Source organism: Terasakiispira papahanaumokuakeensis, from assembly GCF_001709345.1.
Taxonomy (GTDB): domain Bacteria; phylum Pseudomonadota; class Gammaproteobacteria; order Pseudomonadales; family Halomonadaceae; genus Terasakiispira; species Terasakiispira papahanaumokuakeensis.
Genome location: NZ_MDTQ01000001.1, coordinates 1,083,110 through 1,097,177, shown reverse-complemented (window position 1 = coordinate 1,097,177; position 14,068 = coordinate 1,083,110). Strand labels below are relative to the sequence as shown.

Here is a 14,068-nt window from a genome sequence, read left to right as displayed (position 1 = left end):
AAGGGACTAATTCCTAGGTTGAATCGGTTGAGTGGCAAATCGTACCTGTTGAATATTCAACTGCGCCGCCAGATCAAGCACATCAATCACACGCTGGTAAGGCACCTGCTTATCTGCGCGAATTTCCAAAACTGGGGCTCTCTTGGCTTGTCCCTCAACACCTTCACGCGCCACCTGTTTACGGTAATCGCTCAAAGCTTGGGACAAGGCAGTTAAATCATTCAGCGGACGATCCTCCAACATAAAGTGGCCCTGAGCATCAATACTCAGGACCCAAGGCGACGGCTCATGCCGCACCTGACCGGATGCAGCTTGGGGTAACTGCACTTGCATCCGCGACGACGGAAACGTTGTGCTGACCATAAAAAAGATCAGCAGCAAAAACACCACATCAATCAGTGGGGTTAAGTTCAAGCTGGCGGGTTCTGGTGCCTGACGGCGAAACTGCATGCTGATGACTCTCCCATTATGCCCAGCTCATCGAACCTATTCCCAGTTATGATCGCCTGTAGGAATTTCATCCGTATTCTCCCCAAGCTCCAGTTCACGTGCCGGTGCGGGTACGCCTAAACGCTCCAGTAACCGCTGAGCCTCCCCTTCCAGGACGACCACATTATCACTGACCCGACGCAGCAAAAAGCGGTGCATAATGACACTCGGAATCGCAACTGCCAATCCCGCCGCAGTGGTCACCAAGGCTTTGGCAATGCCTCCAGCAAGTTGTTGCGGCTGTCCTGCGCCGCCCAAATTCAGCTGCTGAAACACCTCGATCATCCCCACGACGGTGCCTAGCAACCCCAATAAAGGTGCAATGGTTGCAACCGTGCCTAATGCATTCAGAAAACGCTCCAGCTGGTGCACCTCTTGAGCACCCGCCGATTGCATCGCCTCACGCATGGCCACAACGCCATGACGACGACGCATTAAGCCGGCGACTAAAACGCGACCTAATGGTGACCCCTTATGCAGTTCACTGAGGGTGATCTGACGGGCCAGCACGCGATCCACAAGCCCTCTGGGCGTGACGGCTTGAGACCTTAAGGCCCATAACCGTTCCAGCACAATCGCCAGCGCTAAAACCGAGCAACCCAATAACACCACCACCAGGCTGCCACCTGCGAGCATTTGCTGCAGCACATTCACTCCTCATATCAAACCGTAACCAGCTGATTTTACACAAGATCAAAATAATCGGCAGGGGCTTTGTGATGACCCCATTGTGTCGATCTCTTGCATGACTTGATTGATCAGACTTATGGGTGCCTTCTAATTGGCCTTTTTGAATGAGCCTTTTAAATTGACTTATTAAATGAGCCCATCCAATTCACCTGCCATTTGACCGCAGCGACATGGATCGATTCAACGACGACGCACCGGTACTCGTTGCCAGCCCCAATCCCACAAACGTTGCTGGTGATGCCTCAGTGCCTGCCATTCAGACGCTGACGTAGCGCTGAAACGTACTCGTATCGCGCCCATCAAGCCCGTCTGCCATTGCTGAACCCGGTGGGCTGATAACCGTCTGACCACTGACTCATGCGGATGACCATAGCGATTATGCCACCCAGCCGTATGGACTGCATATTGCGGACGTAACGCCGTCAGCATCTTCGCCGAAGTTGACGTTCGGCTACCATGATGGGGGGCCAATAAAACAGTCAAGGATTCCCCGTCGAGCCATTGTTGCCATAAACCAAGATAGCGTTGCTCTGTGGCCTGATCGATATCGCCAGTCAACAGCACACTACCGCCGGGCCCTACCACCAACAAGGTGCAACTAGAGGCATTATCAACCCGTCCAGCGGCTGGACCGCCGACCCAATACAAGGTGAGCGCGCCCCAGCGTTGCACTCCTGCAGGATAACACCCCTGAGCATTCGGGCCTGCCGCTCCCAACCGTAATCCCGGCGACATCAACGCCAATACCGGGCTCAAAGCCCCCGCATGGTCATTGTCATCATGGCTGACCACTAAATGACGTAAAGCATCAGCACCCTGCCATACCGGCAAAGGTCTCAGCAAAGGGGCCCAACCACTGGGGTAACGAGGCCCTACATCATAAATCAAGATTTCTTGATTTTGCCTTAAGCCCACGGCTGTACCCTGTCCGACATCAAAAAAAAGCACTTCCCAGTGGTCAGTCTTTGTTGAACCCAAGGTGTCTGGCCAAAATGCCAACACCACGCCACAAGGCGCTAACCAGCGCAAAGCAAAGCCGGGCGGAAGTAACACCAATAACCCTAATGCAAGGGGCCATAATCGCACTAACTGGGTATCCGGCTGCTCATGGCTGGCGATAGCGAGGCCGGACATTAAGGCATCAAACCCCCAGGCGACCATGTGCAGCCCCCATTCAACGCCCACGCCCATCCATAGACCCAAAGCCACGAGCACCACGGGCAAAATCACGCCCATTAAAGGCACCAGAATAAGGTTCAGTAGCGGCGCGACCCAGCTGACATGCCCGGTATATCCCGCGATAAAAGGTAACAGCCCCCAGGCCATCACCCATTGAGCGATAAGCGCTTGACGCCATAAAGGTAAGCGCCCACGCCCCTGAAAAGTCCAGATCAGCAGACCCACAGCCACAAAAGACAACCAGAATCCAGCTGTTAACATCGCCAATGGCTGCAGCAATAACACGCCCCAAAGCGCGACGGCGATGCCCGTCCAGGGCGATAATGCACGCCAACCCGACAATCCCAGGGCCAATAAACACAACATCCAAAACGCACGTTGCGCAGCGACCCCCCAGCCCGATAACAGCGCGAAGCTACCGGCCACACACAGGCCAATCACAAGCGTGGGCCACCAAGGCCAGCGCAACCCGCGGCCAAGCCCAACAACACAAGCAAACAGCAACCCAAGATGTAGCCCTGATACCACCCATAAATGAACGGTGCCAGTCTCCCTTAGCAGCTGCCAATCGTCGTCACTCAGCGCCTCACCATGGCCGAGCGCCAGAGCACTGACCCAACGTAATGCAGGCCACTGCGCGCCTTTTTGATGCAAGGCCTGTAACGCCTCGGCCCGCCAAAGTCGCCACCCCGAGGCGGGATTTAAACGCTGAGCATCGGCATGCCGCGGAACATAGCCGCGTGCCCGTTCGCCTGATACCAAGCGTCGCGGCACATTCTCCATAACGCCAGGATTGATCGCGCCATGCAACGGCCTCAATCGTACGGACAAGCGCCAACGCTCACCTTCACGAGGAGGCGTTATCGATGCATACCAATTGAGCCTAACGGCACCGCTCAGAAGAAAATGTCCGTTCCGTGAGCAGGGAACATCAGATGATTGAAAACAATGCTCAACGCGTAAGACAAAGCCAGCAGGGTCTCCGTCAAAACGCTGGGTCACCACCCCGGTCAATACAACCGGCTGACGGTAAGTACTCACATCCGGCATAGCGGATAGTTGCCAAGCCAGATTCAGGAGCCCCCAAGCCGCGCCTAAGAAAACACCACTGATCCCCCAATAACGGCGTAATAACAATGCCAGCCCAAGGCCCAAAAGGCATAAAGGGGTTTCCAAAGGGGGCCACTCAGGTTGCCATAACGTTAACCCAACCCCCGCCGCAAACCCCAAAGTCACCTGCCATAGGGGCGGCCAATGCCTGATCATGGCTTTGCCGTGCATGTCGACTCCTTTCGTCATGGCTTGGCAGTTCGGCATGAGCTTAACGTCTGCCAGGCATCATGCTTGGCCACACGCATCACATTAAACCATCACGCCCACTTCATTTTGATGATCAACCAAAGGATGATCGAACGAATGACATTAACACAGTAGACCCGTAACCGAAGAAGCCGCTTGGTTGACGCTTCTTTGACAGGCATAATGTAGGCTTTCCGATACCTGATAGGAATCGAGCCTCGCATGCCTCGCAAGTTCATCAAGCGCTATATGCCTAAGCCTGAAAAGCTGCAGCAGCAAAAGTCATTACGCTTTTTGGCACGCTTTCTCGCCGACCCCAGTCTTTGGATGTTAACTCGACGTTCTGTTGCCTGGGCTTTTAGCGTGGGAATTTTCTGTGCATTTCTCCCGATGCCATTTCAGATGGTGGCCGCCGCGGTTTTAGCCAGTTTTCTTCGCTGTAACCTGCCGATTTCTGTTGGATTGGTCTGGATTACAAACCCGTTGACGATGCCCGTCATTTTTTATGCGACCTATGTGCTGGGCTCATGGATGTTATCCATCCCCCCTCATGAAAAACCGCCGCAAGGGGTTTGGGATTGGATGATGACCCAGTTCAATGATATCTGGCCGCCACTATTAACCGGTTCGATCGCCGCCGGGCTGGTATTTGCCCTGCTGAGCCACTTTGCCATTCGGTTGATTTGGCGTTGGCACGTCGCCCGAGCTTGGCAGCAGCGCCAGCAAAAACGTTACGAACAGCCTAAAACCTCTGAGCCAAACTCTTCTGATGAAGCCAAATAATTAGCGCCCAACAACAAGAAAGCCCCTGCAGTGATGTCACTTCAGGGGCTTTCGTTTTTTAGAAGTCTTGATAACGGTTAAAGCGCCAAAGCTTCAAGCCGTCCCTGATTCAGTTGCAGAATACGATCCTGCTGGCGGGCCAACGCCAGATCATGTGTCACAATCACAAAACCAGTACCTGCCCCTTGCGCCAATTCAACAATCATCTGTTGAATATGCTGTGCGGTGGTCTGGTCGAGGTTGCCTGTCGGTTCGTCCATCAAAACACAGGCCGGATCAGTCACCAACGCCCGCGCAATCGCCACACGTTGACGCTCCCCCCCCGATAACTCAGCAGGCTTATGCTGAGCACGTTGACCCAAGCCGACGCGAGTTAACATGGTCTCTGCCGACTGCTGTGCTTCTGTCCGTGAAACACCACGAATCAGTAACGGCATGGCGACATTTTCGCTAGCGGTAAACTCTGACAGCAAATGGTGGAACTGATAAACAAACCCCAGCTTGCGATTACGCATCTGGTCGCGCTTACGTTCGCCTAATTGGGCCAGCGTTTCGCCCCCCACCTGAATCTCACCTTTAGAGGGCAAATCAAGCCCACCCAACATATTCAGTAAGGTGGTTTTACCCGAGCCCGAGCTGCCGACAATCGCGACCCGCTCACCCGACCGCACACTTAACTCGACTCCTTGCAAAACCGTGACATCTTCAGGGCCTTCCTGATAAGTTTTGTGCACATCAATACAGCGCAAGACCTCTTTATTTATGACGCATTTATTCATGACGCAGCGCCTCCGCAGGCTGAACACGAGATGCCCGCCAAGCGGGGTAAAGGGTTGAAAGTGCACTGAGCAATAATGCAGCAGCGGTAATAAAACCAACATCACTCCATTCCAGCTGGGAAGGTAAATAGCTGATGAAGTAGACGTTGGCATCCAGGAACTGGATATGGAAGACCTGCTCAATCCACGCCACGATATCACTGACCGTCAAAGCTAAGACGACCCCCAGAGAAACCCCCAATACAATCCCGATCACGCCGATGGTCAACCCTTGAACAATAAAAATACGCATGATAGTGCCAGGCGTCGCCCCCAAGGTGCGCAAGATGGCGATATCGGATTGCTTATCGGTCACCACCATGATCAGCGTTGACACAATATTAAATGCGGCCACCGCCACGATGATCAGCAATAGCAGCCCAATCATGCGCTTTTCCATTTGAATGGCCTGGAACAAGTTGCCATGGGTTCGTGTCCAGTCTAACCCACTGTAACCCGGCCCCAAGTCCTGCAAAATCGACCAGGTGATTTGCGGCGCCTTAAACAGATCATTCAGTTTCAGGCGTAACCCTTCGATGCCATCCCCAGAACGGGTGAGCACCTGCATATCTTTCAAATTGGCATACGCCAAATTACTGTCAAGCTCAGCCCCGACACTAAAAGTACCGATGACCGTAAAACGTTTTAAACGGGGGAAAATACCCCCGGGCGTAATCGACGCTTCAGGCAACAGCAGGGTGACTTTATCGCCCACTTCAACCCTTAAGAATCGTGCCAGAATGTCGCCTAGGATAATCCCATATTGACCTGGCTTTAGGTCAGTCAGCTCAAGGCCATTTTTCAGATGATGGCCGACAATAGACACTTGGTTTTCCAACTCAGGGTCAATCCCATTGACCAAAGCTCCACGCGTATAGCCCGAATGCATCAGCATGCCCTGGGTACTGATAAATGGAGCAACACCTTGAACATCCGAACGTTGCCGGATTTGATCGGCCACCTCATGCCACTGAGCAAACCCATCAGCCCGTTTAATGGCGGTATGCGGCACCATGCCGAGAATGCGCTGTCGCAACTCATGGTCGAAACCATTCATGACCGACAGCACCAGAATCAACACCGCCACGCCCAGCATCATACCGATCATGGAGGTCATCGAAATAAAAGAGATAAAATGATTACGTCGCTTGGCACGGGTATAGCGCAAGCCAACCATTAAGGGTATGGATGCCATCCGGGCTCCTTAGTCAGTGGCAACAGACTTCAGCAAATAACTTCAGCAAGATGCAAGAAGCAGACGTCATTGTAAGGATTCCATCTGCTAACACCAGCGATAGAATACGGGACAGATAACAAGACTTTGATAACAAGACTTTGATAAAGTGCTGCGCGGCCTATCATGGAGCTAAATTAACAGCCTGTTGGCCTCATCTCGATTAGCCTGGCCCAAACCGTTTGTTAGCGCGCCGTTGTTATAGGGCTTTTGTTATAAGGCTTTTGTTATAGGGCTTTTGTGATACAGGGCTTTTGTTGGAGACTTATTGTATTGGAGAGCTATTCATGACCTGCCTTCTACCCGCCGAATGGCACCCTCAAGATGCAGTAATGCTGACATGGCCTCACGCCGACAGCGATTGGGCTTCCGTTCTGCCGCATATTGAAGCCACCATGTTGAACCTCGCCACCGAAATCGGCGTACGGCAACATCTGCTCATTGTTTGCCAAAACTGGGCCACTCAAACACGGCTAAATCAAGCGTTGACTGCAGCGGGTGTCCCCACGGCCCATCAACACTTCAGCCTCCAACCCAGCGACGACACTTGGGCGCGTGATCACGGGCCAATCACCGTCATGCAAAACCAAACCCCTCATGCGCTAAATTTTGGCTTCAATGGTTGGGGCGGCAAATTCCCTGCAGAGCAAGACAATGCGTTAAACGCAGGCTTAATGCGACAGCAGTTACTCGCCTGCCCCATGTCCACTCATGACCTGATACTTGAAGGCGGCTCGATTGAAACAGATGGCCGAGGCACTTTATTAACCACGTCTGCCTGCCTGCTGAACCCCAATCGAAACCCTTCCTGGTCTCAGGCACAGATTGAGCACTATTTAAGCGAGCATATGGGAATCGAACGTTTCCTTTGGCTGCATCATGGTTACCTTGAAGGCGACGATACCGATAGCCATATTGATACCCTGGCTCGATTCTGTGATGAACACACGATTGCTTATGTGACTTGTGATGATCCTGAAGATCCGCATTATGGTCCGCTAAAACAAATGGAGGCTGAACTGGAAGCCTTTACCACGGCCAATGGCGACCCCTACCGGTTAATCCCCTTGCCTATGGCACCCGCGTTATATCATCCAGAGGATCACTACCGCTTACCGGCCACCTATGCGAACTTTCTCATCATTAACGGAGCGGTGATCATGCCCACTCACCATGATCCAGAATGTGATGCCGACGCTGTAGCGGCGTTAAAAACGGCTTTTCCTGCTCATGACATTATCGGTATAGATGCCCGTATTGTGGTTCAACAGCATGGCAGCTTGCACTGCCTGACCATGCAGCTACCCACAGGAACACTCAAACTGTAACCCGTGCCAATCAATACCCTCAGCCTCAGCGGTTTAATGTTGAACACGGCGGGGGGTTGTGCGATGCTCAAGCGCATCAAAAGATAACGGTATAAAGAGATCATACGATGTCAGAGTATCGATTACTCAGTCAGCTCGATTCCAGTTTTAATATGCTGGTGCAATCACTGCTGACAATGGCTGAGGCACTCGATCAGCAAAATCCACAAGTCTGGATGCTCAATGACGAACAAGCCCCTCATCATGCCGCTGCACGTGCTCTGCTGGATATTTGGTATGAGGAAGGGCAAGACGGGCGAGCAACTCGCAGCCATGTTGGCATTGTCGCTGCCAGTGAAGCCTTGATGCAGCAAGCCGAAGGGGTGAATCACTGCAAGCAATCGTTTAAAGAGGCCATTGATGTAATTCGGCGTAAGAACCCTGATCTGCTCAGTGAGGCCCGCAGCCGACTGGCAGAGAGACATCAGGCATTACATCAGCATATGATGGCCTCAGGTCTGGCACGATTACATTTGAAGCAAGCTTGGCGGCAATTAGCGGTCGTTCGAGCGCCCTTAAAGCAAATCAGGTTTAGTTGGTATAGCAGCGGCCGTAGTATCCGAAAAATCACGGTCCAGCAGGCCGACCAGCTGCTTTGCCAATACAATGACGAGGCCCCGCACATTCAAATTCAGCGTCAACGCTTAGCAGGCATTCCCAGTAGCGAACCCTTAGCCCAGGTCCAAACACAAGCCCCTTTGATGCGTGCCAATCTCTTTTACCAAGAGCCGCAAGAAGAGGGCCGAGACCGCAAAGCGATGAATGTGGCCTTACCGATTTTTGTGCTATCCCCTGATGAGCAGTTACCTTTTCATAACCAACCCGCGCTAGAACCGCCTAGCGCCCGGCAACGACAACGTCGGCGCGATAACCAACTCGAAGATGAGGCGTTCCTCCCCTCGGTGCGTGTCTACCGTTATCGCGATCAATAAGTTCGCATCGATTGATCAATGGCATGCCCCTAAAACCTCGAGCGAAATAAAAAAACCGCCTCACAAAACGGAGGCGGTTAACGCTGCAATGACGACTTTACCCTGATCAACTTCAGTATAGGCACAACAGACTGAAGTGAAACTGAAAGTAAAATCGCCTCATCTCATCGCATCAGAAAACACGATTTAAACCATTAATAGCCGCAACCCGGTAGGCTTCAGCCATGGTCGGATAATTGAACGTGGTGTTGACGAAGTACTTCAACGTATTGGCCTCGCCTTTCTGATGCATAATGGCTTGGCCGATATGGACGATTTCGGAGGCTTGGTCACCAAAGCAGTGAATCCCGAGCACTTCCAACGTTTCACGATGGAAAAGGATCTTCAACATCCCCGCCGTTTCACCGGTAATCTGTGCACGCGCTAAGGTTTTAAAGAAAGCCTGTCCCACTTCATAAGGGATCTGAGCTTCAGTCAATTCACGTTCGGTTTTCCCGATAGAGCTGATTTCGGGAATGGTATAGATCCCCGTGGGGACATCATCAATGAAACGGAAATCTTCATCTTCCAGGAAGTCAGAAGAAGCAGAACGCCCTTGGTCATAGGCCGCAGAAGCCAGGCTCGGCCAACCAATGACATCACCGACCGCATAAATATGATCAACTTCAGTGCGATAATGATCATCCACTTTAAGTTGGCCACGTGAATTAGGCTCAAGACCAATATGCTCAAGCCCCAGGTCCTGTGTATTCCCTGAACGGCCATTACACCAGAGGAAAGCATCCGCCTTGAGCTTTTTACCACTTTTCAGGTGCAGCACAACGCCTTGATCAACAGTCTCAACTTTTTCGTATTCTTCGTTATGACGAATCAGCACACCGTTGTTGCGTAAGTGATAAGACAGCGCGTCTGAAATTTCATCATCAAGGAATGAAAGCAACCGATCACGGTTATCAATCAAGTCCACTTTAACGCCCAGACCAGAGAAGATAGAGGCATATTCGCTACCAATCACACCCGCGCCATAAATAATCAGGCTGCGCGGGGTATGTGAGAGCGTTAAGATACTGTCGGAACAGTAAATACGTGGGTGCTCAAAATTAACATCTGCCGGGCGATAGGGCCGTGACCCAGTGGCAATCACCACTTTTTGCGCTTTCAAGAACTCAACGCCGTGGCTATCACGCACTTCGACAGTATTAGGATCGACAAAGCGTGCATGCCCAAAAAAGACATCCACTCGGTTGCGCGCATAAAAGCCTGTCCGTAACTGAACCTGCTTTTCAATCACCCGCTGCGAACGTTCCAATACTTTGGGGAAAGAGAACCAGCGAGGCTCACCAATATCACGGAACATTCGGTGGGTATTGAACTGCATAATTTGCTTAACCGAATGGCGCAATGCCTTGGAAGGGATCGTGCCTTTATGAGTACAGTTTCCCCCGACCTGCTGCTGGGCCTCAATGACCGCGACACGTTTACCATTTTTAGCCGCGTTCATGGCAGCGCCTTCACCGGCAGGCCCGGTTCCAATCACGACAACATCATAGTTGTATACAGCCATCAGCCGTTATGCTCCCCTAAAACAATATACTTTGACTCATACCGCTCGCTGGGTATGAGATCTTTAATCGTCTGTCATAAAATGACCATTATACGCATGCCACTCACAATGGTCTCATTACAATCGGCTTCTCATCACCATTAGCCGCATTAAAGAACACCCAATGAGAAAGAACGTCCAATGAGACATCTCGGTCACCAAGCGCCAAAACCATTTCAATAAGACAGTGTCAGCAAGACAGTTCAAAAACAACGGTAACAAGAGACGATTAACTCACCAAATCAGTGACATAAAAAGCCAATAAATATAAGGCCAATATAAATCAATAAGGCCGGTTTCAAGACCGGCCTTTATGGTGATTATGAGCGTGTTGCATCGTGCGCAAGGTCAGAATCAAAAGCAGAAGGCTCGCCTTTAAGGCGCTTTTGCTGTTCAGTTTCACAGACTTGCTTATCACCACCACAGACATCACATTCGGTTTCCATGCCCAAGGCGCTCATTCCCCCGCATGAACCGGCGATGGGTTTACGCCCCATCAAAACACCGACCGACATGATCAACATAATCACGGCCAAGGCTAGCAATGTCAGCCATAAGGTTTGCATGATCTTTACTCCTGCATCCTTTTCAGATGCTGTGACGTTATCGTCTGCAAAGTCATATTATCTTCGGCTAAGCAACAGCATCGATGATAGATGCCAAGACTTCGGAAGATAACGTATTGGTTCAAGGCTGGGCTTTTTGATGAGCCACCAACGCCTCTGAGAACTGCTTTTTAAAAGCCGATGACATCTCGACTTTAAAGCCGTCATCTGTTTTGACAATCATATAAACAGATAAGTTTTCCTGCTCGGCCAACGCCATACCGGCCTGATCACCCAATACCGTCAAAGCTGTCGCCCAGGCATCAGCAGTCATGCAGCTTTTGGTCACGACCGTGACGGAGGCCAAACGATGTGTGATCGGCCGTCCTGTCGCCGGATCAATGGTATGAGAATAGCGCACACCGTCTTCTTCAAAGTAGTTACGATAATCTCCCGATGTCGCCACTGCGTAATGACTCACCGGCACGACCAATTGAATGGATTGAGAGGACGATACCGGTCGTTCAATACCGATACGCCAAGGGATCACCCCCTCACCTTGAGACAAGCCTGGGCGCTCACCACTGGCGCGAATCTCTCCACCCACTTCAACAAGATAGTCATGAATACCGTGAGACTCCAGCCAGTCGGCCACCTGATCCACACCATAACCTTTGGCGATCGAGGATAAATCTACTTCCAGCCCCGACACTTCTTTACGCAACATGGGACCACTAGGGTCAAGCGTCAAATGGGTATAACCGATCTTCTTAAATGCCTGCTGGATCTCGGTATCACTAGGAACACGATCTGGATGACGGTCAGGACCAAATCCCCAAAGGTTGACCAATGGCTCAACCGTCACGTCATACCGACCCTGTGTCAGATCGGCAATTCGCTGCGCCTCAGCGACCACATGATAGGTCTCCTGAGAGACATTGAACCACTGATCAGCCGGAGCACGATTAAAGCGAGACAGTTCTGAATCAGGCTTCCATGTCGACATCTTATGGTCAACATCGGCTAATACCTCATGCACCTGATCCGCCAGCTCAGATAGGGCTTGTTCATCCCGCTGTCCAACCACGGCGACATGATAGTAGGTCCCCATAATCTGGCCTTCAAATCGCTGAATCTGGGGGCCTTCAGATTCAGCGCTACACCCTGCAACGAACAGGGCCAGCCCTATAAGGACCAGCCCTGAACGTAGCAAGCGGTATGCGCCTGCCTTAGTCATCATTAGCCGCCGAAATCATCCAATAAGATATTGTCATGCTCGACCCCGAGGTCTACCAGCATTTTGATGACAGAGGCGTTCATCATGGGCGGCCCACACATGTAAAACTCACAATCTTCAGGCGCCGGATGATCTTTCAGATAATTCTCAAACAAGACGTTATGAATGAACCCAGTCGGCCCTTCCCAATTATCTTCTGGCAAAGGATCAGACAAGGCGAGATGCCATTCAAAGTTCTCGTTTTCTTCCTGGAGATGGTCGAAGTCTTCAATATAGAAGGCCTCACGGTAAGAGCGAGCCCCATACCAGAAAGAGATCTTGCGTTTAGAGTGAAGGCGCTTGAGCTGATCAAAGATATGAGATCGCATCGGCGCCATGCCCGCACCACCACCGATAAAGACCATTTCAGCTTCAGTTTCTTTGGCAAAGAACTCACCAAACGGCCCATAAACGGTCACTTTATCGCCTTTGGTCAAACTAAAGACCCAAGAGGACATCTGCCCCGGCGGCACATCGTCTTTTCCAGGCGGCGGAGAGGCCACACGAATATTAAACTTCAGCAGCCCCTTCTCTTCAGGATAGTTCGCCATGGAATAAGCACGGATAACGGTTTCATCCACCTTGGAAGTGAACTTCCAAAGGTTAAACTTATCCCAATCACCTCGGAACTCTTCCTGAATCTGGAAATCCTTATAGTGCACGGTATGGGGCGGCGCTTCTAACTGCACATAGCCCCCTGCGCGGAAAGCCACTTCTTCACCTTCCGGCAATTCCAGCGTCAGCTCTTTGATAAAAGTTGCCACATTGGGGTTAGAGCGCACGGTGCACTCCCATTTTTTCACCCCAAAGACTTCTTCCGGCACTTCAATCTTCATATCCTGCTTCACCGGCACCTGACAGGCCAGACGCCAGTTGGCCTTGCGCTCACCCATAGTGAACGCAGACTCTTCTGTCGGCAGAATAGAGCCACCACCGTCCATGACGCGACAGCGGCACTGGGCACAAGAGCCACCACCACCACACGCTGAGGATAAGAAAATACCGTTGGCTGCCAGCGTTGTCAGGAGTTTCCCGCCCGCGGCAGTGGTCACTGTGCTCTCAGGATCACCATTAATTTCAATCGTGACATCCCCGGAGCTGACCAGTTGGCTGCGAGCAGCAAGGATCACCATGACCAGTGAAATCACGATCACGGTAAACATCACCACACCCAGCAGAATGACTTCAGAACCTACCATATTCGGTCACCTTTAATCTGATCTGCCGCGCCTTACAGCTGGACACCGGAGAAAGACATAAAGCCCAAAGACATCAGGCCTACCGTGATAAAGGTAATGCCCAATCCCTGCAGGCCCACCGGCACATCGCTGTATTTGAGTTTTTCTCGAATGCCAGCCAGAGCCACAATGGCCAACGCCCAGCCAACACCTGCACCGATGCCATACACCAAAGACTCACCAAAGGTGTAGTCACGCTCCACCATAAAGAGCGAGGCCCCCATGATGGCGCAGTTCACAGTGATCAGCGGCAGGAAAACCCCAAGCGCGTTATAGAGAGCAGGCACGAACTTATCCAGGAACATCTCCAGGATCTGAACAATCGCTGCAATAACACCGATATAGCTCAGGTAGCCCAGGAATGACAGATCAATGGAGTCAGCACCTTCGATGCCGGTCCAGCTCAGGGCCCCTTCACGCAACAGCAGGTTGAAGATCAGGTTATTCACCGGCACCGTAATGGCCAAAACAACCACCACGGCAACGCCGAGACCAATCGCAGCCTGGAGCTTCTTGGACACGGCCAAGAAAGTACACATCCCCAGGAAGAAGGCCAAGGCCATGTTTTCAACGAACACGGCCTTCACAAACAGTGAGATAAAGTGTTCTAACATG

General features: G+C 51.7%; 13 protein-coding genes. 3 read left to right on the top strand and 10 right to left on the bottom strand.

The genetic code is table 11. The features are described from left to right. Window positions 1–6: 6 nt before the first annotated feature. The 3 genes from BFW38_RS04820 to BFW38_RS04810 form a co-directional block, all read right to left on the bottom strand. Window positions 7–450, bottom strand: coding sequence for an ExbD/TolR family protein (locus BFW38_RS04820; RefSeq protein ID WP_068997366.1), 444 nt, complete (start codon window positions 448–450; stop codon window positions 7–9). Between the two features lie 36 nt (window positions 451–486). Then, the gene (locus BFW38_RS04815) at window positions 487–1,137 is read right to left on the bottom strand and encodes a MotA/TolQ/ExbB proton channel family protein (RefSeq protein WP_068997365.1); all 651 of its coding nucleotides are present in this window, start codon (window positions 1,135–1,137) and stop codon (window positions 487–489) included. 222 nt (window positions 1,138–1,359) lie between these two features. Then, on the bottom strand, window positions 1,360–3,639 hold the full coding sequence (locus BFW38_RS04810) for a DNA internalization-related competence protein ComEC/Rec2 (RefSeq protein WP_175400932.1): 2,280 nt from the start codon (window positions 3,637–3,639) through the stop codon (window positions 1,360–1,362). Window positions 3,640–3,879: 240 nt separating this feature from the next. Here BFW38_RS04810 and BFW38_RS04800 point away from each other — a divergent pair, with 240 nt between their 5' ends. Further along, entirely contained in the window at window positions 3,880–4,440 is a 561-nt protein-coding gene (locus tag BFW38_RS04800; RefSeq protein WP_068997362.1) for a DUF2062 domain-containing protein, read from the top strand. A 77-nt stretch (window positions 4,441–4,517) separates the two neighbouring features. Here BFW38_RS04800 and lolD read toward each other — a convergent pair whose 3' ends face one another. Then, window positions 4,518–5,219 (bottom strand): lipoprotein-releasing ABC transporter ATP-binding protein LolD, encoded by a 702-nt coding sequence (gene lolD / locus BFW38_RS04795; protein ID WP_068997361.1) that lies wholly within the window; start codon window positions 5,217–5,219, stop codon window positions 4,518–4,520. Continuing rightward, window positions 5,212–6,453: a lipoprotein-releasing ABC transporter permease subunit gene (locus BFW38_RS04790; protein ID WP_068997360.1), complete on the bottom strand. Its 1,242-nt coding sequence runs from the start codon at window positions 6,451–6,453 to the stop codon at window positions 5,212–5,214. The genes lolD and BFW38_RS04790 overlap by 8 nt, the downstream gene beginning before the upstream one ends. A gap of 326 nt (window positions 6,454–6,779) precedes the next feature. On the opposite strand from BFW38_RS04790, the gene BFW38_RS04785 reads away from it, so the two are divergent. Together BFW38_RS04785 and BFW38_RS04780 are read left to right on the top strand one after the other, a co-directional pair. Further along, window positions 6,780–7,820, top strand: coding sequence for an agmatine deiminase family protein (locus BFW38_RS04785; RefSeq protein WP_068997359.1), 1,041 nt, complete (start codon window positions 6,780–6,782; stop codon window positions 7,818–7,820). A gap of 107 nt (window positions 7,821–7,927) precedes the next feature. Beyond that, on the top strand, window positions 7,928–8,791 hold the full coding sequence (locus BFW38_RS04780) for a DNA replication terminus site-binding protein (RefSeq protein WP_068997358.1): 864 nt from the start codon (window positions 7,928–7,930) through the stop codon (window positions 8,789–8,791). Between the two features lie 172 nt (window positions 8,792–8,963). Here BFW38_RS04780 and sthA read toward each other — a convergent pair whose 3' ends face one another. The 5 genes from sthA to nqrE form a co-directional block, all read right to left on the bottom strand. Then, window positions 8,964–10,355 carry a Si-specific NAD(P)(+) transhydrogenase gene (gene sthA, locus BFW38_RS04775; RefSeq protein ID WP_068997357.1) on the bottom strand — a complete coding sequence of 464 codons (1,392 nt, stop codon included), beginning with the start codon at window positions 10,353–10,355 and terminating at the stop codon, window positions 8,964–8,966. A gap of 359 nt (window positions 10,356–10,714) precedes the next feature. Then, a complete protein-coding gene (gene nqrM, locus BFW38_RS04770; protein WP_068997356.1) occupies window positions 10,715–10,960 on the bottom strand; it encodes a (Na+)-NQR maturation NqrM in 246 nt (81 codons plus the stop codon). A gap of 121 nt (window positions 10,961–11,081) precedes the next feature. Then, on the bottom strand, window positions 11,082–12,179 hold the full coding sequence (locus tag BFW38_RS04765) for an FAD:protein FMN transferase (RefSeq protein WP_218186360.1): 1,098 nt from the start codon (window positions 12,177–12,179) through the stop codon (window positions 11,082–11,084). Continuing rightward, window positions 12,179–13,414: an NADH:ubiquinone reductase (Na(+)-transporting) subunit F gene (gene nqrF, locus BFW38_RS04760; protein WP_068997355.1), complete on the bottom strand. Its 1,236-nt coding sequence runs from the start codon at window positions 13,412–13,414 to the stop codon at window positions 12,179–12,181. The genes BFW38_RS04765 and nqrF overlap by 1 nt, the downstream gene beginning before the upstream one ends. Window positions 13,415–13,446: 32 nt before the next feature. Beyond that, on the bottom strand, window positions 13,447–14,067 hold the full coding sequence (gene nqrE, locus BFW38_RS04755) for an NADH:ubiquinone reductase (Na(+)-transporting) subunit E (protein ID WP_068997354.1): 621 nt from the start codon (window positions 14,065–14,067) through the stop codon (window positions 13,447–13,449). Window position 14,068 lies beyond the last annotated feature (1 nt).